Below are 22,187 nucleotides of genomic sequence, written 5' to 3' on the forward strand. Positions count from 1 at the left end.
TGGAATTATTTTATTAAGAAAAATTGGGTGATAAAATGTTTTTCCGTTCACTAGGGTTAGTTCCATTATTTTTATCTTTATTTTTTAGTTTTATAAGCGTCTCTTGGGGGGAGAATAGAACATTAGTTTTTCCCTACCAAAGAACAACATTTATTGAAGGTGAGAAAAGTGTGTCATTTAGAATTTTGAATGATACAGATAAAACACCTTATTTAATGCAATCATCTGTTGAATTATTAGATGAAGGTAGTGGTCTTGATATAAAAGAAAATAATATAAATATTCCTTTTATGGTCACTCCTCCACTTCATAAGCTGGAAGCTGGCAACTCTTATACTTGGCGAGTTATGTTTATTGGTGATAGTGATAAATTAGCGAAAGATAGGGAAACGGTTTATATTGTAAAATATAGAGCTATCCCTCCATTAGACAAAAACATGCGAGAAAATAATAGTAGTATTGATGTAAATACTATTCAAGTCCTTCACTTTAAAGTTTATTATAGGCCTAAGCAATTTGCTAATTTAACCATAGAAAATGAGCAAAAAAAGATTTCCTTTAGGCGAGAAGGAAATAATATTATAGTTAAAAATAATTCACCAATTTATATGTCCTTTGAAAGTTTGGCTGTTAATGGAGTATCCGTTGATTACAAAGAATTATTTAAGCCAATTAAGCCACTATCAGAGCAAATATTCATTTCAGATAGCAAAATCCGTGATGTAAATACGATTACATGGAGTGTGTTGGATGAATTAGTATTAGAATTGCCTAAAAATACATCCACACTGTAATTTACAGGTAATGTTATAGTATTTAGGGCTAGGAGTAACTTGATTTGTTTAATAATGTAATCCTATGTATTACTGAGAGATCCAAATGCAAGATATAATGTATAAACTGAAGGATTACGAGAAAGAAAAACTATCTACCTTTTTATTTTTTATTCTTTATTTTTTGTTTTTTTTCTCATCTCTAGCCTTTTCAAAATCCGATACTAACTTTCGTCTTGTCATCCATGGCGGAGCAGGGGATATTACAGAACGTTTACTCACTCTTGAATTACAAAAAGAGCATGAAGAGAAATTAAAGGAAGCATTACAGGCAGGATATTCCATTTTAGCTCAAGGTGGCGATAGTATAGATGCCGTTCAAGCGGCTGTGATCGTAATGGAAGACTCTCCGCTATATAACGCAGGTAAAGGGGCTTCTTTAACTACAAATAATAAAGTGGAATTAGATGCTTCTATCATGGATGGTCGCGATCGCAAAGCTGGCGCCGTAGCGGGTGTATCGAATGTAAAAAACCCTATCATGGCCGCCTATAAAGTGATGACTAAAACCCCTTATGTGATGATGGGAGGAACCGGAGCTGAACAATTTGCGAAATCAGAAGGGTTAGATATTGTTGATGAATCCTATTTTATTACTGAAAAACGCAGCGAACAATTAAAGAAAGTGAAAGAGATCAGCCGGAAACTCGATCAAGAAAAGGGAATTAACGCCTCGCTATTTATAGACCCGCTAATGTTTGATTATAAGTATGGCACTGTGGGTGCTGTTGCCGTTGATAGCCGCGGAAATGTTGCCGCAGCAACCTCTACAGGTGGCAGTACTAATAAACATTATGGCCGAATTGGTGATTCACCCATTATTGGAGCCGGAACATATGCGGATAACAATACAGTTGCAATTTCTACAACTGGTTTAGGTGAGGTCTTTATCCGAGGTGTTGCTGCTTATGATGTTGTTGCTCAAATGAAATACGGCAATACGCCATTAGCTGAAGCCACAATGAATACTTTGAATTCAGTGAAAGATATGGGAGGCACTGGAGGTATTATTGCAGTAGATAATAAGGGCAATTTTGTTATGCAATTTAATACTAAAGGTATGTTTCGCGGGATGATTGATCAAGATGGTGTTTCACAAGTTGCAATGTTTGGTTTTTAATATGTTATCTATTTAATTTTAATTGTTTTTTATTTTTAAGAATCGAATTTGAAATTACTCGTTTCCCATGTTGACGGTTTTGCCTACTTAAGCGTAATTGTTGGTAGGCTTTTTTTTATTGGAGTTGGCATGTAAAAGCAGAAGAAGATTCATCTTTGATAATATAAAGATTATCACTCATTTTAGTTATATTAATATAGTACTTGATTTTATCTTTTTCTAATTGAATGAAATTAGAAAATAGCTTCTCAGGTATATTATCTGAATTGGTTACTGATGAAGATTTAAAGGTAACAACATAATTACCATTGTGGTCAATCGCTAAGTAATTAAAATAAATTGCTCTATTAAGCCGGTAGATTTTTTTATCATCTTTTAAGTAGCCATACATATTCATGCGACCATAATTTTTTGTTGAAATTTGTAAATTAATCTTTGATTTCAAGCTCAACCCATTCTGTGTATTATTATCTTTAATCCATAATATTTCAGAATGGCAGATTTGAACATTGTGATTATTTTTATTGATAACAAAGGATGCGGTTGATGCGGTTGCGATTAAAAATAACGATACGGCAATATATTTTTTCATTCAAATTCTCTGATCATTAATCGATATGCAATCATGTTTAATGTTAATGCTGCTACAAATGCTGAGAGATATATTTTTATCAATGGAATAAGCTTGATTTAAGTCTGACAAAAGAATGATTCTTTTGGGTTCATCACATCGAATATTATATTTATCCAGCTTGCCATGTATTAGATTGATATTATCGCTAGAAACTTTAGCTAGCATATTAACCGGTGCTTGTATGATACATTTTTCACGTGAACTGACTGACAGGTAGTCACTCGTTGGATTTTCCTTAGCCATATAATACCAAAAAAATAAATTAATTAAATAGCATATCGCTATTGTTGAAATAGCTAATAGCAATATTTTTAAAGTTTTTTTGTTTAATATTTTTTTGTTTTTATTTTTAATCGCGAGTGTCGTATTGATATTGCTACTATCGTCTTCTCCAGTTAATAATTCCGAGTTATTGGTATTTTCATCAAGTGATAAGTTTTCTGATACTGTGTTATCAGGGAGTTTTTGAGATAACTCTGAATTTTCGATATAGCCATGCTTACTTATATGAAGGGGATTAACTTCATTATTTTGTTCGTCAAATTTTACGTGTATAACGATATGACTATCAAGACGAAACCCTTTTTTGGGTACTGTAACAATACACTTAGGATCAACACCGACCTGCTCTAATTTTTTTCTTATTTCACTAATGTAAGTATTTAAATTATTATTAGAACCGACAAGGCCATATTCTTCCCATACATTCGTTAAAAGTTCATCTCGTGTTGCGAGTCCTTTTTTTAAATTTAATGAGATAATCTCATCGAATAATCTAGCAGCAGGTTTAGATAATTCAATAAATTGATTTTTATCATCTTTTGAGTATATTAAGCTTGTGTTTTTTTCGAAAATATATTTTTCGTCAATAGTGTAGTCATGTGACTCGTTCATAGATGCCGTCTGCTCTCTAATTAAAATAACGAATAGAAAATCTAAAAGTAATAACAGCCAATTTTAATAAATAGGCTGAATAAATATTATTATTTAACTTCTTGTTGTTATAGTTTAAATAGGGATTCAATTTACTGCAAGTTTTATGCGATGAGCTTTTTTGTAATTAATTAGCAAATTTATTGAATTGATACTTTGATTGGGTTTAAAAACTGTATTAAAATAATTTTTAGGTGATTTAATTCATATTTCCTACATATTTGTTGTTAAAAAAATATATTAATCTAAATAAATCCATTCTTACCTATGGATGTTCTTTTGTGGGAATAATCCTAGGTATTTGCACTTAAATTAATGCCTTTGTTATTTTATGAGAGACAGAAGTTAATTTTGTAAAGTTTACACTTTATTAGGCGAAGAAATTAATCTTCGCCTAATATATTAAGGATTAATATTTATATTCAATACCTAACCAATAGTTACGGCCTTCTTCAATATAACCATTAGTGTATTCATAGGATTTATCAAATAAGTTGTTCACTGAGGTGTTAACAGAAATACCTTGGCCAAAATCATAATCTAAGCGCAGGTCAGTTTTAGCATAGCCACGTACTTTGCTTTCTGCATCAACATAATTAAATGCCCAACTTCTTGCTTCTTCGGTAATGGTAATGCTAAATGGATCGTATGGCGTGAATTTCACCCAAGCAAAGGCTTTGTGGGTAGGTAATTCGGCAACGTGTTTTACACTGTAGTGCTTAGGATCAGCGTGAATATATCCGTAGCTTAAACCAGCTTCCATCCAATCAGTGATTTGTCCGTTAGTCCCTAAATCAATCCCAAAGTAGTCAACTTTGCCACTATTGCGGTTTTCAAGCACGTATCCCCCATTTTTATTAGTACCAACACGATGGGCCATAATCGCATCAGAGACATGGTTGTAATAAATACTTGATGTATATGACCAAACTGGGGAGATATGACCTTTATAGGTCAAATCGTAAGTTAGGGCTCGTTCTGTATCAATATGAGGGTTAATGATAAAGGTATCATCACTTTTCATTTTTTCTTTGGTATAGCGTTCTTTTTGTGTTGGGAAACGGCTTCTTTCTGATACCGAGAACTGTACGGTATCTTCATTTTCTAAATGGTAACGAGCCATCATTTCCCAGTTGAATGCATGTTGGCTATTGCCATCATATTTTTCAAAATCACCTGATTTGTAATCATAACGTTTGCCGTCGGCACTTTTGCGCCAATCGTAACCAATACCAGCGATAATATCGAGATTATCCATCGCAACCCATTGATATTCTGTAGCAATAGAATAGGTATTATCTTTATAGCGGTCGAATGGGACATCTCTCTTTGCACGTGCGCGGTGAACGTCTTCTTTCCAGTGTGCGGCAAATGACAGCATATCTAATTCACGCACGGTGAAGTCAACACGCATGTCAGCCCCATTACTGTAGTCATCATAGCGGCTGTAGTTATAGATACCGTCTTTATAGTCTTTAATAGACCTATATTGATGGAGTGTATTCTTAAATGTGTCGTGGTACAGACGGCTCTGTAACGCGATATCATGGGTTATTTGGGTTGTTCCATTGAAATAAATACTTTCTTTATCATAAGCTGGCCATTGCCAAATTTGAGGTTTGGTGTTTGTTACACTCGGCGGGCTGTTTTTATCACCATCTTGCTTTAGATAGGTAACCACATACTCGTCAGCTTCACGGGGCGTCCAGCCCACTTTCACCATCATTCGTTTATCGTCTGTTGCAGAGTTAGGACGGCGTCCATTATTTCCCGCCAATGGGTTATCATTTTCTGAACTCGGGATCCCCATAAAACGCTGCTTATATTGGCTACCACTGACTTGAATAAAACCTAAGTCATTGCGGCCACCTAAGCGTGCACTAATATTGTGGGCATTATCTGCGCCACGAGCGAAACCTTGGTTTAAGCTGATATTGGCCTCAAAAGGTTTTTTAGGGGTAGCGGTGGTTAGGTTAATCGCTCCCCCCATCAAGTTTGGACCTTGTAATAGTGAAGTATATCCGGTTGATAGCTCAACGCTTGCGAGTTCGCTCGTCATAAAGCGCCCTAGGTCAAGGGTGCCATCATAAGGGACATAAGTTGGGATGCCATCAAAAAAGATAGGGACTTGGCGGCTATCAAATCCACGTACATTCACTTGGGTTTCGTTGCGATTACCTGATTTTTGAATGGATACACCTGGCATTGTACTCAGTGCTTGTGCAACGTTGGTTTTATTCAATTGTGTCATTTGCTCTTGCGTGATGACATTTGCATCCGCTGCTAATGGTGTACTCCAAACAGACATCACGTCAGTGTTTTTTTCTGCTTTAGGGTCAGACGCGGCGTGTCCCTGTGCTGCGAATAAAGCCATCCCAACCAAATAGGTAATTTGTTTTATTTTCATTATGTCTTTCCAGTTTTATGAATAACGATATATTATTTTTTATATAACGATATGCGTCATTAACCACAAGCGAATGAAGCCTACGAGGTAGGCTGTTTTTACAAATGATTTTTTTGACGCTAACTACTTAGGTTACTGCTTAAAAATATGTACTTTAATATCTCGCGGCGCTGCGTAGTAAGGGGCTGATGTAACCAATAATGGCACCCCTGTTTGTGCGAATGCTTCGATTGTTTTTAAATTAATTCCACCTGCAATGGACAGTCGACAAGGCCGACTTTGTTGCTTGGTGAGTTCTTGTAGCCGCTGAATTTGTTCAATGGGCAATTTATCTAGCTGAATAATATCGGCTTGCGCATTGATGGCGAGAATGGCTTGTTCATAGTCATCCGCCTCAACAATAATCATTTTTTCAGGGGCGGCTTGGCGTAGTGTTTTAATATGACTCACCCAATCATTTGGATTTTCAAGGCATTGGCGATGATTGGTGAACAGTAAAATACTTTCTGCACTACCTGCTCGGTGAATAATAGCGCCCCCAGCCAAAATCGCAGTTAAGGCAAGGGGCTTAGTATGAGGAATGGTTTTTCGCGTGCACGCAAGTTGCCCATCAGGTTGATATTGATGCAAAATATTTACCATTTGCTGGGTGTAGTGGCTGACACCTCCACACCATTCCAGTACGTTTTGTACCGCTTTCCAGCCCTGATGCAAGGCTTCAATCGGCCCAGTGGCGCGAATTAAAACGCTTTGTGGGGCAACTTGTTGGCCATCTTGAAAGTGACAATCACAAGTGATCCCAAGTTTCTCTAACATACGTCTGGCGATGGTGACCCCACTGATGCAGCCCCCAAATTTGGATGCAAAGGTCATCATCCCCATTTGAGCCTGCAAGCCGAGCGCACGGGTGGTAAGGTCGCCGTACTGGATATCATCTAGCAGTAGTTGGTCGATTAATGTATCAGGCACGTAAATCATAATGTCAGTTCCGATTCATCGACCACATCCCAAGAGACCATTGCCCAATCTCTGGATGGATAAGGGATTGTTTTGCCTAGTGCCGCTTGTTCATCATAATACTGACGTAAGATAGCGGTTTCTCCTGGTGTAATATTTTTAAGGGACCAATTGACACTGTCAGCGAAAGTGTCAAAGCTATCAAATCCACCTTTATTTGGACTTTTAATAAAATCAACGCGCGCATTGATGCCCATCTGATGCAATATATTCACTGCATAAATATAGGTGGGTAAACGAACCACTTCGCGGCCTATTTTGCGAATTATTTTTTCATCAATAAATGTTGGGTTGATGGTATGGGTCGTGTATACCCGCAATTTTGTTTGGCGATTAAGCTTCAGTAAGGCTGCTTTTAAATCATCAACGAGTGTTGAGCGTGACGCCACTGAAATATCGACTTTGGGTAATGAACTCCAGTCATCTTCCCATGCCAGTTGTTCAAAGCGTGCATGTGGAATAGCGAGTTCTTTTGCCCGCAGTTTAGCCATTTCGAGCATACCGCGGCTATAATCAATACCTATCGTTTCCTTGAATTCATTAGCAAGGCAAAGGCTAACTGAACCTGGGCCACAGCCCACATCAAGCAAGGTTTCAGCGCCTGCTAAATCCATTAATTCACGAAAGTGCACTAAGTATGGGTCATGGGGATTAGCGCAAGTTTGCGCCATTTGTTGTGCTTTTTTATCCCAATGCTCTGGCTCTTTGCGGCTTCGTTGAGCTTGTTGCATATGTTGCTGATACATTTTTGCAAAATTGATTTGATTAATTAACATGATCCCTGACCTTAACTAGAAAATGTTGATGGAAGCTGAAAGTGAGATTGAATGCTGTGTTTATCCACATTATAGAGGGCTGCTAAGTTAGTAAGTGTTAACATACATTTAGATGACCCTTGCCTCGCTTTGTGGTGCTTATCGAGCAAAATAACATTATCAGCGATAGCAGCGGCATGTTGTGGGTGATGGGTTGACATCAATATCGTCATACCATGGGATTTAAGCTTTTCAATTTGCTCAAGCAAGCGAATTTGGTTACCAAAATCAAGGCTAGCGGCAGGCTCATCCATAATTAGAAGTAATGGTTTTTGTATTAAAGCCCTTGCTATCAATACTAACTGTTTTTCTCCGCCACTAAGCGTGCTGTATAGCCGTGTTGCCAAATGTGAAATGCCAAGGTGCTTTAGTTGTTGATATGCTAAATTTTTTTCGGTCTCTTTAGGGACTGAAAATAATGAAATATGGGGAGTTAAGCCCATCATGACCATATCGACTACAGTGAAAGTAAAGGGGGTATCATGGGCTTGGGGAACATAGGCGACAGTTTTGGCTATTTCGCGTGGTTTAAAAGTTTGAATTCCTTGCCCATTGAGTAGGATCTCGCCTTTAATTGCAGGTAATAACCCCAGTAAAGTTTTCATTAAGGTGGTTTTACCGCAGCCATTTGCACCTAATAAGCAGCTAATCTCCCCCTTAGGTAATGAAAGATTAATGCCATCAATGATAGCTGTGCCATGATAACCAATTGCGACCTCTTGCAAAGATACAATGCTCATCTCACCCGCCTTGTCTGCAATAAAATAGCTAAAAAGAAGGGCGCACCGATTGCAGAGGTTAAAATGCCTATGGGTAATTCAATCGCGGCGATAGTACGTGCTAAGGTATCAGTAATGAGTAATAAAATAGCTCCAATTGCCAGTGATGCAGGGAGCTGATAGCGAAAGTTAGCACCCACTATCATTCGGGTAATATGTGGCACAATCAAGCCTATCCAACCAATAATTCCAGCAATAGAAACAGCGCTTGCCGTGAGCAGTGTGGCACAAATAATGAAGGTAGCTCGAGTTAAACTGACATTGATCCCAAGGCTTTTAGCTTCTTCATCAGATAAGCTGAGTAAATTCATGCGCCAGCGCAATAATAATAGTGGAATAATACCGATAACCATCAGAGGTAATACTGACATTAAATCTGCTTGGGTAATTGATGATAACCCACCTAATAGCCAAAACGTGATGGAAGGCAACTGGGTGTAAGGGTCTGCAAGAATTTTCATCAATGAAATTGCTGAACCACATAACGCACTGATAGCGACACCGACAAGAACCAAAGATAAAATGGGGTCATGTTGACGCGCTAGTCGGGCAATAAAGCACACTAAAGTAACGGTAATTAGGCCACCAATAAATGCACTTAGCTGAATGTAAAATAATGATTGCCCAAAAAAAATACCGATAACAGCCCCCACGCCAGCACCCGCTGAAACCCCTAAAATATCTGGTGAAACCAATGGATTGCGGAACATTCCCTGATAAGCAGCACCTGCAATAGCCAGTCCTCCACCAATAACAATAGCGGCTAATGTGCGCGGGAATCGTATTTGCCAGAACACGGTTTCATGCCGCGGATTACTCAACTCGCTGTGAGAAGGTAACTGACTAATGAGCAGGTGGTAAAGCTCATTTAGTGTAAGTGAGTACTTACCACTTATTAAGGCGATAATAAAGCTTATTAATAAAACAGCGATTAATAAAAGGGATTTTCCGCCTTGTTTCAATACACCATTCATGATTTTTCCATGAGCCAATCAACCTGCTCTAAAGTCAGTGGAGAATGGTAAAAATGGGTAAAAAATTCAGCAATATCATGCTTGATATTTTCGGCAATACTCTTATCGAAATGGCTCTGTAGCCGTCTCATGCCGAGTAAGCGGTTAACCCCCGGAGGCCCATCTAACCAGCCAAATGGCATACCGCTGAAAACCAGTAACTGGTTGTTAGTAATGGCATCTAGCCCTTTCCATAATGCAGAGTTTGTGATCAATTCAATGGCTTCGTCATATTGCGTTATAATGATGTCAGGGTTCCATTGATATAATTGCTCCATAGAAACCGTTGTCAGTCCATGGAAGTTAGGGATATCAACTACATTACGCAAACCAAGCATTTCAATGGCTTCAGTATGAATTGAGCCTTTAGCGCCGGTTTCTAAACCTTTTGCCCCTCTCGCGAGGTAAAAACTTAGTGATTTCTGTTGGTTTTGATGAGCAAATAAGGCAGCATCATCAATATAGCGTTGAGCAAGTTGGCCTAACTTTTGAGCCTGTGGGATAACGCCTAAAACCTCACCGAGTTGCATAAGCTGTTGTGGCGCATCTTTTAACCCTCCAGCCATTAATAAATAAGGTACATGGGTTTGTTGGGCAACCTTTTCTGCTTGTGAAAGATAGGTATCATTAATATTACCAGTATCAATAATTAAATCTGGGTTATAGGATAGAAGCTGTTCTAAGGAAAGCGTACTGCCTCGACCTGCTAAACGACCATATACGGGTAATTCGAGCCATTGCGCTGCAAAAAGGCCACTGTGTCCTTTTTTCAGTGAAATTGAGGAAAATCCCACCATTTTTTCGGGGGCTAATGCGAACATCAATAGATCAGAAGGGGGGCCAGAGCTGATGACGCGTTGAATATCCTTTGGCGTCGGAAGATGACCAAATAAAGCTTTTTCAACGGCTGGACGAGTTTGTGCGAAGCTCGGCAAACTGTAAAAAGCAGCAAGTACTGCACTTGATTTAAGGAACTGCCTACGATTGATCGCCATAGTCTAATTTCATCTATTCGTTATAATAATAATTATATAGCGCGAAAATTAGCGGAGTCATGATAGAGAGTCAACTATAAAAATCGCATTGTTCGGAAAATTCGACATTTATGTGATGTAAATCAGTAACAAAGATTGCTATCCATTAACAGATAGCAGAACATGGTTATCGTTAACGAATTGGATATCGCTTTGAACTTATGAAGAAAAAAAGACCTTCTCTACAGGATGTTGCCGACCAAGTTGGCGTCACAAAAATGACGGTGAGTCGTTTTCTACGAAACCCAGATCAGGTTTCAGAAGCTTTGCGCGAGAAAATTGCCCAAGCTGTGGAGGCTTCCGGGTATATTCCAAATAAGGCGCCCGATATTTTATCGAATTCAACTAGCCATGCTATTGGGGTGTTGCTTCCTTCATTAACTAACCAAGTTTTTGCCGAAGTGATTCGTGGAATTGAAGCCGTGACAGACCGCCATGGCTACCAAACCATGCTCGCTCACTATGGTTATTTGCCCGAAAAAGAAGAAGAGCGGCTGACTTCACTACTTTCTTATAATATTGATGGTGTGATTTTAGCCGAACGGACACACACTGAACGAACGCTGCGCATGTTGAAAACCGCGGGGATCCCCGTTGTTGAGATTATGGATAGCGTTTCTCCTTGCCTAGATATTGCAGTTGGTATTGATAACTTTGAAGCGTCTCGCCAAATGACTCGGGCGATGATTGAGCGTGGCTGCCGTAAGGTTGTGTACTTAGGCGCAAGACATGATGAACGTACTTTTATCCGCTTGAAAGGTTATGAACAGGCAATGCTCGATGCTAATCTTGAACCACGTAATGTGATGACGCAGGCTAGCTCATCGTATTCGCTAGGCGCCCAACTACTGCACGATTGCCGTGCTAAATACCCAGATACCGACGGCTTATTCTGTACCAATGATGACTTAGCGATAGGGGCTATTTTTGAATGCCAACGTTTAGGGATTCAAATTCCACAAGACCTTGCTATTTCAGGTTTTCATGGCCACGACGTAGGGCAAGTGATGACGCCAAAACTGGCGAGTATTTTGACGCCAAGAGACCAAATGGGGCGTAAGGCGGCAGAAGTCTTGTTGGCAAGAATGTCGGGTAAGAAGCTTGTTGAGTCGCATTTTGATGTGGGGTTTTGTGTCCTCACTGGCGAAAGTATCTAATTATTCCTCGTCATACTTCGCGCTGTCGCGTTGTTGCCTGTACTCGCCAACCCTAGTCACATACTTATGTATGCTCCTAGGGCTTGACTCGCTTGGCGCCTAGCGACAACACGAACTATTTAGAGGAATGCTTTAAGGGGAGTAATAAAGTTTAAATATACTTTTTGTTTTTTGTTTTTTGTTTTTTGTTTTTTGTTTTTTGTTTTTTGTTTTTTGCTATTGCTGTTTGTTTTTTATTTTTGCTTTGTCTTTCACCTGCCTCTTCTGAAGTCAGTTTGAGAGTATCATCACAGATCTGTTTTCTTCTTCACCAATTTGATTGCCAAATAAATCCGCACTGATGATAATGTTACCCGTAACTTGTTACCGGTAACAAAGGCCGGTTTTTAACTAAAGCCAGGACAATAGTGAATATCTGAGGAGTTTCCTATGAATGATACCCAAAAACAAAACTATACATTTGTACTAATGGGGGTATCGGGTAGTGGTAAGTCTGCTGTTGCTACCGGTGTTGCACAGCAACTACAAGCTGCTTTCCTTGATGGTGACTTTCTTCACCCTAAATCAAATATTTTAAAAATGGCATCTGGTCATGCATTAAATGATGACGACCGTAAACCTTGGTTAGTCGCACTAAATAATGCCATTTTTGCAATGCAAAGAACTAATAAGATATCGCTGGTAGTTAGCTCTGCACTGAAAAAAAGCTATCGTGATATCTTAAGAGAGGGGAACCACAACCTCTATTTTATTTACCTAAAAGGTGATGCGGTTGTTATTGAAGAAAGATTGAAAGCACGTAAAGGGCATTTCTTTAAGCCTGAAATGCTGAAATCGCAATTTGATGCCTTACAAGAACCTGGCGCGGATGAACCTGATGTGCAGGTTGTTGATATTCGCCCATCCTTAGAAAACGTGATTGAAAATACGTGTTCTACTATTCGTAAGATTGTCGCTGGAGATAACTAATGAATACCCCAGAAACATTAAGCACGTTAACGCTCGTGCTGACGGCAGTCGGCTCTGTCGTTTTACTGCTTTTTTTAGTGATGTATGCTCGTTTACATGCTTTTGTTGCACTCATGATTGTTTCTATTGGTGCCGGTTTATTTTCAGGTATGCCAGTACAACAGATCACGGAAACCATGCAAAAAGGAATGGCGGGAACCTTAGGTTTTCTTGCTATCGTAGTCGCTCTTGGGGCAATGTTCGGTAAAATTTTACATGAAACAGGGGCATTAGATCAGATTGCGAATAAGCTACTTAACCTATTCGGTGAAAAGAATGCTCACTATGCAGTGGGTGTCGCAGGGCTGATTTGTGCGCTACCACTCTTCTTTGATGTGGCTATTGTCTTGTTAATTGGTGTGGTGTTTGCGGTAGCGAACCGCACAGGCCATAACGTTGTTCGCCTTGCTATTCCATTATTTGCTGGGGTAGCCGCTGCGGCAGCGTTTTTATTACCGGGGCCAACACCAATGCTAGTTGCATCACAAATGGGGGCAGACTATGGCTGGATGATTTTAATTGGTTTGTGTGCTGCTATCCCAGGTATGATTTTAGCAGGGCCATTATTTGGTAAGTTTATTAGTAACTTTGTTCATATTGATATTCCAGCAGATTATCAAGCGCCAAATACAGAACATGGCAAAATGCCAAGCTTTGGATTTAGCTTGTGTTTAGTGCTTTTCCCGTTGGTATTAGTGGGTTTAAAAACAATCGGAACGCATTTAGTTGAAAAAGGAACCCCCCTTGAGCATTGGTTAGAGTTTATCGGTCACCCTTTCACCGCATTACTGTTAGCGTGTTTACTGGCGATTTATGGCCTAGGTTTCCGTTATGGTATGGATAAAGAAAAAGTCATGGCGATTTGTTCCGCAGCGATTCAACCTGCTGGGATCATTTTACTTGTGACGGGTGCTGGTGGCGTATTCAAACAAATTTTAGTGGATTCAGGTGTAGGCCCTGCACTAGGTGACTCTTTAATTGGTGCTGGTTTACCAATTGCTGTTGCTTGCTTTGTATTAGCGGGTGCAGTGCGTGTCATTCAAGGTTCTGCAACGGTTGCATGTTTAACAGCGGTAGGTTTAGTGCTACCTGTTATCAGTGAGTTAGGTTACTCAGGAGCACAGCTGGCAGCATTAGCTATCTGTATTTCTGGCGGTTCATTGATCTTAAGCCACGTGAATGACTCTGGTTTCTGGTTATATGGAAAATTCACTGGTGCGACAGAAGCGCAAACGCTAAAAACATGGACGGTAATGGAAACTATCCTTGGTACGACAGGGGCAATTGTCGGTATGGTGTTCTTCATGTTCTTGTAATGTATTTTATGAAAATACATCAGAGCTAAATGTATTGAATTAAAACGCCCGCTATTAAGTGGGCGTTTTGCTTATTTAGCTTAGGCTAATTTTAGGGATGATAATTTTATTATGGTGTTGTGGCGAATTAATGTGTTTAGCATGACCCGGTGATAATGCAATATGCTTCGTAAAAAATGAGGTTAGTCCTAAGTCGTGAGTAGAAAAGAAAATAATTGATTTATCTAATTCAAACTCTTGCTTCATTAATTGTAAGAATGAGAGTGCATCAGAGGCCGCCATAAATGATGTCGATTCGTCTAAGAATATCATTTCAGGTTGTTTTATCAGAGTCAGTGCGAGCTGTAACTTTTGTTTTTCCCCTGTAGATGCGGCGATATCGGTGATGAGTGTATCGTCTAAGGTTTCCTTACTAATCAGTAAGGATGGGCAACATAATTTGGTAAGGTGAACAATTGTATTGTTATCGAATACACCGTAGAAATTAAAATTATCACGAATGCTGCCATGAATAAATGTTGAAATACCATTATGGTAGGCAATTTTTTCTGTTAAAAAGCATTGGGAAATTTCATCGATACCAATACCATTGATTGTAATATCCCCTGATGAGTATTCTGAAATCCCACATAATGCTTTCATTAGTGATGTCTTTCCTACGCCTGAAATACCAGTAATACCAATAACATCGCCGGGTTTGGCTTCAACATCAAGCTGATTAATAATGGTTTTACCATTAATGCTAACGCTAAGATTTTTTGCACTAAAATGTTTTATTGAATCTGTTGTTATACCATCTGCTTTGAAATGGATAAGTGGGTTGTTTTTTAACTGATCAATACTGGATTTGATATGAAATAGATGTGTTTTCACCATAAATAAGCGATTAATGGCACTTGTAATTGCACCAGAAAGTCGACTATTAATGATCATCACGGCGATAACAGAAGCCAAGCTTAGACTGCCTTCACCAATAGCCAAATAGCTAGCTACGTACATTACTATCATAGATAAAAACGTATTTACTTTGATAATTTCCATCCAATGGTGATTGGCCTCATTTAGTTTTAATTTTATTTTTTCATCTTCATTAGTTTTTATACTGATGTACTGTTTAAAATGGTTATCTCTGGCAAAACAAAGCTCATGTTTTTTTTGTTCCAATGAATAGTACATGGCTGATTTTTCATAGTTTAAGGTATTCGCTCGGAGCATATTTTTATAGGAAAGAAAGCGGATGTGTAGGCATAAAAAGATAAGCCCAGCGTAATAGCTCAATAGCAATAATGAATAAAAACCTAACATACCAAAAATGCAAAATGAAAATAAAATGGCTAACCCGACATCATAAATAATTTGAGGCTTAATTTCCCAAACTTGTAAGATTGATGCTTCTGCTGTTCTCACTTTAATTGAGGCACTTTTACAACTAGATTGTTTTAATAAATTAATAAAATAGCGATTAAAAGTACTGATGTTAAGCTTTATTTTTTTTATGTTCTGTTCATGAATAATATGTTTAATAAAAAACTCTAGGCCAACAACGACAATGAAAATAAAACTAATATATAAAAGTGAGCTTATAGATTCACTATAAACTAAGCGGGAGTTAAAAAGATTTGAATATAAAGGTAGTAATAGTGAGAAGACAATTAAAGGTAATGAAAATAAGCTGGATTTTGGTGTTAACTTAATCAGTGATTTATATATGCTCTCTTCATTGAGTGTGTTTTCACTTGCAGAAAATGAAAACAAATGTTTATTTTCAATTAGTTGTTGTGTTATAGCTATGTCGGTTGTTAGATTGGTTAGCTGGCCTCTATGATTTTTGATGATAATATATTTCCCATCTGCTATCTCCATAATAAAGAGAGCAGGTAGCTTTTTTTCATTAAAATTTGAAATAGAAGTGTATTGATAAGTGAAAAAATCATTATTAATAAATTCATTTATATTATTTAAGATATATTTATTATCATAAGAGAGTGCTGGAGAGGAAAATGGTTCTCCTAATATCTTAAAGTATTGATTAATAACATCATGGAAACTACTTTCTTTCATTTTCTTCACTCTTTAGGAAGCAAGCGTTAACCCCTTGATTATCCTCAATAGGTTTTAAGGCTTTAATGTGTACATTAGGCGTGTTTTTTTTAATTAATACCGTGTTATAGATGGTATAGGTCATTGCTGCGTCAAAAGATATGTTATTTCCATAACTGCAATAAACATCAATAGATTTAACCTTTTTATGATCAATTAGTTTTAAGGTGTCATGGCTAAACATTAACGATGTCATGATGTTATTGCCATTGCCATTGCCATTGCCATTGCCATTGCCATTGCCATTGCCATTGCCATTTTTATTGTCATTATTACTATCGGTATTTATAGATGAAGACGCTTCAGTATTGTGGTTATCAATTCCTATCAATGCCGCCTTGCCTTTATTTTTTTCAGCAGCCATTGTGCTTGATAATACATTAGCTAAGAGCACAGCCATAAGTAATGTCATGGTTGCAACGGCAGCAGATAATGCAGAAATAAAACCTAACATAAGTCACCAAACGTTAAATGTAATGTTATCGCTAATTAATGCGGTTAAATAATGAAGTACTGAAATCTCTTTACTAGAGATATAGAGCATCACTGGCAAACCGTCATGTTCTGGAAGGAGCTCCGTATTTTGTTCTGGTATAATTTGTACTGAATAATAGCGTTCTTGACTGTTCCGCTCCCTGTCACTAAAGGAATCAGCGCTGATTTTTGTAACTTTTCCGTTAATGATTTTTTTAAACCCAGGGGAGTTCACCACAATTTTGGCTGGTAGCTGTGGCGCTATAAAAGGGCGATACTTCGCTAATATTTTACCTTCAATAACCCGCGTACTTTGCTGTTTTTTAATCACCATTACTAAATTTGAGGCTTCAACATACGAACCTTTCTCTAAATCTTTTTCGATACTTAATACAATCCCGTTTGCTGGTGATAACACACTATTCGCTCTTATTTTATTGCGCAGTAATTCCATCTGACCACTGTTTTCTAATTTCTCTTTTTTTAGTCGATTAAGTAGAGTTTCATTTTCTTGTATTTCCCCGATAAGTCGTGCGGTATACTTCTTTTCTTGCAGTGAGATTTCTCGCAATAACCCTTGAGCATTTAATTCACCTGATGCTATTAGCGCGGTGGTGCGGCTGATTTCAGCATTATTATTGAGTTTTTCAATTTCAGGAGCTCTTGCGTTTTTTAATAATAAGTCCTTCTTTTTCAGTATGTTAATTTGATTTTCTAGTTCGCTAGACTCTTTAATTTGTGAGATATATTTATCTCGTAAATTACTTATCTCCATGCGTAAGAGAATATGACCATAGAGTTCTCTATAGGCACTTAAAGTTTTACTTTGTAAGCCCTTTGCAAAGAAAAAATATTCAGATTCCGTATTTATGCTTCCATCAAGGATTTTATTTAACAGTTTTTTGTTTTCTTCTAATTCATTGATGCGTTCATTAGCAAAAGTAACGAGGCCGGATAAGGTTTTTTCTTGATGAAAGACATCTAAATTAGTATAGGAAAATAAAACTTGGTCTTTTTCTACCTTATCACCAGTTTTAATAGCGAACTGATTAATAAATCCAGAAGCCGGGCTCACTATTTCTAGTCGATTGGAGACTCCTGAGATAATCCCCTCTCCTGGAGAGGATATTTCTATTTTAGCTAATATAATATAACCGATAAATAATGACGTGATACCTAGAAATATTTTTAATTTTTTAGGTGCCCGGTTCAGTTTATTTAGATAATGTTTCAATTTCAGCTAACTTCCCTGTTAATTGGATATATTCCATTTTGTTTTTCATATCAGCAATCATTAATTCAGCAATGCGCCTTTCCATTGTTAACATATCAAATAGTGTGTTCACCATTTCATAGAAAGAAGATTGTGATATTTCATATTCCCTTTGTTGGCTTTTAATTATTGAGCGCATGGTCTTACGTTGTTCATGTAGCCCTGTAAGTTCAGTCGAATTTGAATTAGCGATTAATTTTAAATTTTTAATTTTAGCTGTGGATTCTTTATATTTATAATCAGCTTTTCCTTTTGTTGCTTCATACAGTTTCAGTTGAGATTTTTCATTCAGCACTTTATCAAGGTCAAAGATATTTAATTTAACCTCCATTCCCATATAAGACTCGTTACGACTTCTGACTTGATCAATAAATCGTTCTTCGGCGATAAGATTAACATTTAAGAAGGGATTTTGTTGATAAGCATTTTCTTTCATTGCATCAGCTTGCATGCGTAGCAAGTTATATTCGCTATTCTGTTGTGCATTTTCACTATCAATAATAGTTTCTTGTAATTTTTTTAATAGATTTTTTGGAACCGTTACACCTTTAGAAGGAAAGGTAATGCCTGATAAAAGCTCAATATTAGACTTATATTGCTCAATCTCTTTTTCTATATTTTGTAGTTCTGTTTCAATCCTCTGCATCAATAAAGAAGCTTGTTCAACATCACTGTATTTTGCTATGCCACTTTTATAGCGATGAGTAATAAGTTTGAAAATACTTTTAGCATTGCTATTTAAATCAGCTGTTGTTTTTGTTAGCTCATTGAGATAATAAATACCAATTAAGTTGTTAGTTGTCGAGGTGTAAAGTTCTTCTTTTTCCTTGTTTAGTGAAAGTGCTGATATTTTTAATTTTAAATTTTTTTCATTAAACCGGTGACTTAACGTAGTGTCATAGATCAATGAACTGGCAGTAATATTACTGTTAGTGCTGCCATCATGGCTTTTTATTTTTCCTGAAGCGGATATTTTTGGTAGATAATAATAATCTGTTTGTTTTGCTCTGAGGTTTTCAGCTTCTAATTCTAACGCTTTTATTTGAACTGGATTGGAGTTTTTTAATACTCGGCCAATAAATGTTTGGAAGTTTTCTACATCTTGATTGGCTAAGCTACAAGTTGGTAGTGATAATGTTAATAATAAACCTAAGGTGATAGGACGCATGTGCTTACTCCATTGATAATAAAGTTAATAGTTTTTTTCTGCTCTCAATGGTATTTTCTTTTAGCCATTGTGTAGTTTGATCTATTTTTAATATTTCTTCTGAAATTTTTTCATTCTGATTGTTTTTGTTTATTTTTTCTTCTAATAAGTAGACGGCTAATTTTCTTTTCCAGTCATCGTCAGCTTCTTTTATTGATTGTAAAACCTCTAAGTGCTCTTGTGCTGTGGAGGATAAAGCCAGAAGATGTGAGGAAATATCAGTTGCTAGCTCATTGTTTTCGGTCACGGAAATCATTTTTTGCGCTATATTGATATTCACTTTCTGTAATGTGTTCAGGGTTTCTTGAATATGATTAAGTTCTTCTGAGTAGTTTGCAGATTGTTGTTGAGTTTTTTTATTTTCTTTTTGGTAAAAGAAATGAAAGAAATTCAAACTCACTAACAGTAAAACTGAAATAGAAACCCCAAGAATAGAGGTTAAGAATGCAAAGGACATTGAATTAAGTGCCATTGAGATAGATGAGATCATGGCGTTCATTTTTTCTGAGACATCACCTTCTCCTCCAAGTGATGCTGATATTGCGGTGATCATCCCTGTTAATCCAATAAATGTTCCTATTAATCCTAATGACACAGTAACGGATGCAGATAATTTCGTTTGGTTTGAGAGTAATGTATAGTTGCTTTTTTTATTTTTATTAAATAATCGATGAAATAAAAATATAACTAAAGGATAAATATAAATCCCAATCATGGTGTAGCTGATTTCAGGGGCAAGTAATAGACATTGCTGAACCATTTCACGTACCGATTGTAATAAAAAACAAGCGAGAAACGTTGCGGCATAAAAAAATAATCCAAGATAATACATGTTATTTGTAATCCCAATAAATGCATGAGTTCCAACCTGGGCAATATTCACTTGTTCCTTGTTTTAGAACAATTTCTTTATTAATTCCCAGACTCTTAAGTAGTGATGCCATATAAAGAAGGTTGTAGGTGTTTTTTTCTTTACTGTGGCTGATTTTATCATTGATGTAGCCACTGATAATAATTTTATTACTTTTGTTTTTAACTATTTCTTGTTTGATTAAAGAGGTTTCATTGCTTGATAAATGAATTCCACCTTTAAAATAAAGACGTTTGTTTTGGATATCTATTTGTATTTTTTCAAATTTTAATTGTCCATAATTAATATGGGTTTCTGCAGTTTTCATTCCACTGAAAATAAACACCATGGAAACTAAAATAATTATACATAGTGTTCCACTTAACCCATCAACCATTGGGGCTAGTTCTTCATCAGAGTTATCATCATTTTCTTCCATATCTAATTCTTTTATTTTAGAAACAATTTTATTAATTCAGGATTATATTATAATCGCTATTGAAATGAACTCACTGGAATTGGAGCTCAAAAAAAAAGATTGTCAGACCACATTATCTTAAATGACGTTTTATTTTTAATTAAATGGATATAATCGGTTTCATTAACGGCAGCTTATGGGTATATAGCTGATAACCCCATTTATTAATATAATGATATAGAACATGACAGATAAAACTATCACAGATAAATTAAAAAGCATAGAAATCCAAAAGTTTAAAGTTCAAGGGCTTGATTTAATTGTAACTAAGCCAGATGGTTCTATTGAGAACATTAAAAATGGGCTGTCTGAAGTTATTTTAGGAAATATGACATTATTGACTGAGCAGGGCGAGATTCTTTCACAAGATGAAATTCTATCATCAATAACATTAAATGTCGGTGCTGATGCTATTTATATCAAAGAGCAATTGACGAGTGACATCATTGAATATACTGATAGCCAAGCCTCAAAAAAGAATAATGAGCAAATTGAAGGTGAGGAACAGCAATATGATAACCGACAAGACGATGAACAAAGTTTCAGTGAAAAACTGGCGGAGTTAAATCAAAAAAACCAACAATTAGAAAAGGCGCTTCAGACCTTGTCTTCTGAGAAAGATGAAAAAGAGGTATTACTAAGTTCGTCATTAACAAAGCTCACAGAAGCGAAAAACCAGCTAAATCAAAAAAATAAAGCAGAGAAAGCACAAGTCGAAGACAGCAACTTAACCTTTACTTCACCATCTGCACCCGTTGTTATGCCAATAAGTTCTTCATCACCCTCTCAGCCTGCAAATAAACCATTAGCACCTTCCCAGATAGCTAAACCTATAACACAGGTTTTTATTCAAGGAAAATTAAGCGAAGAATCCGACTCAGGGAAAAGGGGGGATAATATTACGAATATTAATACACCAATATTTACTGGGGTTATCTCTCCTGATAGTCAGGGTTATCTAACGATTAATGATAACAAATATTCGATCACAACGGATAAAGATGGAAAGTGGTCATTAAAAATCACTGAACCGTTAGAAGATAAAGTATATGAATATTCATTAGTTGCTTTTTCCGGTGAAGGTAAGCCTGTGACGGTGAATGGCCAATTTGAAGTCGACACTCAGCTTGATAATCTCTCTGTTAGCCTTGATGGGCATTCGGATACCGAAACGTCGGCGGAGAGACTAACTAACAAGCAAGTTCCTACTTTTATAGGGAAAGCTGAAGCTGGTAGTACGGTAACGCTAACGATTGCAGGACAAACATTATCGGCAATTGCTGATGATAAAGGTACGTGGCGAATAACAGTCGAGAAACCATTGGCCGATGGAGTATCAAACTTCCAAATCACTGCCGTGGATCCTGCTGGTAACCAAAAAATCATCACTGAGAGCGTTACTATCAAAACATCAAAACCAGATGCTAGTGTACTGCTTGATAACTCAACGGTTTTTTTGACCAGCAAAGTAAAGCCAACGCTTACGGGAAAAACAGATTCGAATTCCAATGTCATCGTTAAGGTAGCTGGAAAAGAGTACTTCACTAAGGCGAATGAACAGGGTGATTGGTCACTCACTATTAGTGATAACTTAGCTGATGGCTCACATATATTAAATGTTAAGGTAACAGATAGCGTAGGAAATCAGGGTGTTTTTATCCAAAGCCTGATAGTCGACACGACACTACCGGCTGCGACTGCGAAGCTCACCGAAAGCAGCGATTCCGGCGCCAAAGGGG

General features: G+C 37.2%; 20 protein-coding genes. 6 read left to right on the forward strand and 14 right to left on the reverse strand.

Going from position 1 to position 22,187, the window contains the following annotated elements; genetic code table 11:
* Positions 1 to 35: 35 nt before the first annotated feature.
* Together PSE83_RS15065 and PSE83_RS15070 are read left to right on the forward strand one after the other, a co-directional pair.
* A complete protein-coding gene (locus tag PSE83_RS15065) occupies positions 36 to 794 on the forward strand; it encodes a fimbrial biogenesis chaperone (protein WP_094962871.1) in 759 nt (252 codons plus the stop codon).
* 85 nt (positions 795 to 879) lie between these two features.
* A complete protein-coding gene (locus PSE83_RS15070; protein WP_272660961.1) occupies positions 880 to 1,953 on the forward strand; it encodes an isoaspartyl peptidase/L-asparaginase family protein in 1,074 nt (357 codons plus the stop codon).
* Positions 1,954 to 2,068: 115 nt separating this feature from the next.
* Here PSE83_RS15070 and PSE83_RS15075 read toward each other — a convergent pair whose 3' ends face one another.
* From PSE83_RS15075 to PSE83_RS15110, 8 genes are all read right to left on the reverse strand, one after another.
* Complete coding sequence (locus tag PSE83_RS15075; protein ID WP_094962853.1) at positions 2,069 to 2,545, reverse strand: FidL-like protein; 477 nt, start codon at positions 2,543 to 2,545, stop codon at positions 2,069 to 2,071.
* Positions 2,546 to 3,481 carry a winged helix-turn-helix domain-containing protein gene (locus PSE83_RS15080; protein WP_272660962.1) on the reverse strand — a complete coding sequence of 312 codons (936 nt, stop codon included), beginning with the start codon at positions 3,479 to 3,481 and terminating at the stop codon, positions 2,546 to 2,548.
* 448 nt (positions 3,482 to 3,929) lie between these two features.
* Positions 3,930 to 5,927 carry a TonB-dependent receptor plug domain-containing protein gene (locus PSE83_RS15085; RefSeq protein WP_272660963.1) on the reverse strand — a complete coding sequence of 666 codons (1,998 nt, stop codon included), beginning with the start codon at positions 5,925 to 5,927 and terminating at the stop codon, positions 3,930 to 3,932.
* Between the two features lie 132 nt (positions 5,928 to 6,059).
* Positions 6,060 to 6,905 (reverse strand): ModD protein, encoded by an 846-nt coding sequence (gene modD / locus PSE83_RS15090; protein WP_004261256.1) that lies wholly within the window; start codon positions 6,903 to 6,905, stop codon positions 6,060 to 6,062.
* The gene (locus tag PSE83_RS15095; RefSeq protein WP_110592527.1) at positions 6,902 to 7,720 is read right to left on the reverse strand and encodes a class I SAM-dependent methyltransferase; all 819 of its coding nucleotides are present in this window, start codon (positions 7,718 to 7,720) and stop codon (positions 6,902 to 6,904) included. Before PSE83_RS15095 ends, modD begins: the two co-directional genes overlap by 4 nt.
* Positions 7,721 to 7,731: 11 nt before the next feature.
* Entirely contained in the window at positions 7,732 to 8,499 is a 768-nt protein-coding gene (locus tag PSE83_RS15100; protein WP_110592526.1) for an ABC transporter ATP-binding protein, read from the reverse strand.
* Positions 8,496 to 9,512, reverse strand: coding sequence for a FecCD family ABC transporter permease (locus PSE83_RS15105; RefSeq protein ID WP_164454921.1), 1,017 nt, complete (start codon positions 9,510 to 9,512; stop codon positions 8,496 to 8,498). The genes PSE83_RS15100 and PSE83_RS15105 overlap by 4 nt, the downstream gene beginning before the upstream one ends.
* The gene (locus PSE83_RS15110) at positions 9,509 to 10,546 is read right to left on the reverse strand and encodes an ABC transporter substrate-binding protein (RefSeq protein ID WP_004261244.1); all 1,038 of its coding nucleotides are present in this window, start codon (positions 10,544 to 10,546) and stop codon (positions 9,509 to 9,511) included. Before PSE83_RS15110 ends, PSE83_RS15105 begins: the two co-directional genes overlap by 4 nt.
* Before the next feature lie 200 nt (positions 10,547 to 10,746).
* On the opposite strand from PSE83_RS15110, the gene gntR reads away from it, so the two are divergent.
* The 3 genes from gntR (at position 10,747) to gntU (ending at position 14,066) form a co-directional block, all read left to right on the forward strand.
* Positions 10,747 to 11,742, forward strand: a complete 996-nt coding sequence (gntR, locus tag PSE83_RS15115) for a gluconate operon transcriptional repressor GntR (protein ID WP_164564412.1) — start codon at positions 10,747 to 10,749, stop codon at positions 11,740 to 11,742.
* A 429-nt stretch (positions 11,743 to 12,171) separates the two neighbouring features.
* Positions 12,172 to 12,711, forward strand: coding sequence for a gluconokinase (gene gntK, locus PSE83_RS15120; protein ID WP_094962846.1), 540 nt, complete (start codon positions 12,172 to 12,174; stop codon positions 12,709 to 12,711).
* Positions 12,711 to 14,066, forward strand: a complete 1,356-nt coding sequence (gene gntU / locus PSE83_RS15125; RefSeq protein WP_004261235.1) for a gluconate transporter — start codon at positions 12,711 to 12,713, stop codon at positions 14,064 to 14,066. Before gntK ends, gntU begins: the two co-directional genes overlap by 1 nt.
* 75 nt (positions 14,067 to 14,141) lie before the next feature.
* Here the strand turns inward: gntU and PSE83_RS15130 are convergent, their stop codons facing one another.
* The 6 genes from PSE83_RS15130 to PSE83_RS15155 all read right to left on the reverse strand — a co-directional run bounded on the left by PSE83_RS15130 (position 14,142) and on the right by PSE83_RS15155 (position 20,409).
* Entirely contained in the window at positions 14,142 to 15,473 is a 1,332-nt protein-coding gene (locus PSE83_RS15130) for an ATP-binding cassette domain-containing protein (protein ID WP_272660964.1), read from the reverse strand.
* 640 nt (positions 15,474 to 16,113) lie between these two features.
* Positions 16,114 to 16,620 (reverse strand): hypothetical protein, encoded by a 507-nt coding sequence (locus PSE83_RS15135; protein ID WP_272660965.1) that lies wholly within the window; start codon positions 16,618 to 16,620, stop codon positions 16,114 to 16,116.
* Positions 16,621 to 16,623: 3 nt separating this feature from the next.
* Positions 16,624 to 17,874, reverse strand: a complete 1,251-nt coding sequence (locus PSE83_RS15140; RefSeq protein ID WP_004261229.1) for an HlyD family efflux transporter periplasmic adaptor subunit — start codon at positions 17,872 to 17,874, stop codon at positions 16,624 to 16,626.
* Positions 17,855 to 19,081: a TolC family protein gene (locus PSE83_RS15145; RefSeq protein ID WP_004261227.1), complete on the reverse strand. Its 1,227-nt coding sequence runs from the start codon at positions 19,079 to 19,081 to the stop codon at positions 17,855 to 17,857. Before PSE83_RS15145 ends, PSE83_RS15140 begins: the two co-directional genes overlap by 20 nt.
* Positions 19,082 to 19,085: 4 nt before the next feature.
* Positions 19,086 to 20,003 (reverse strand): hypothetical protein, encoded by a 918-nt coding sequence (locus PSE83_RS15150; RefSeq protein ID WP_226617268.1) that lies wholly within the window; start codon positions 20,001 to 20,003, stop codon positions 19,086 to 19,088.
* Positions 19,954 to 20,409: a hypothetical protein gene (locus tag PSE83_RS15155; protein WP_004261216.1), complete on the reverse strand. Its 456-nt coding sequence runs from the start codon at positions 20,407 to 20,409 to the stop codon at positions 19,954 to 19,956. Before PSE83_RS15155 ends, PSE83_RS15150 begins: the two co-directional genes overlap by 50 nt.
* Positions 20,410 to 20,632: 223 nt before the next feature.
* Between PSE83_RS15155 and PSE83_RS15160 the strand changes: the two genes are divergently transcribed.
* A partial coding sequence (locus PSE83_RS15160; protein ID WP_272660966.1) for an Ig-like domain-containing protein occupies positions 20,633 to 22,187 on the forward strand: 1,555 nt, incomplete at its 3' end.

Source organism: Providencia sp. PROV150 (genome assembly GCF_028481025.1).
GTDB classification, from domain to species: domain Bacteria; phylum Pseudomonadota; class Gammaproteobacteria; order Enterobacterales; family Enterobacteriaceae; genus Providencia; species Providencia hangzhouensis.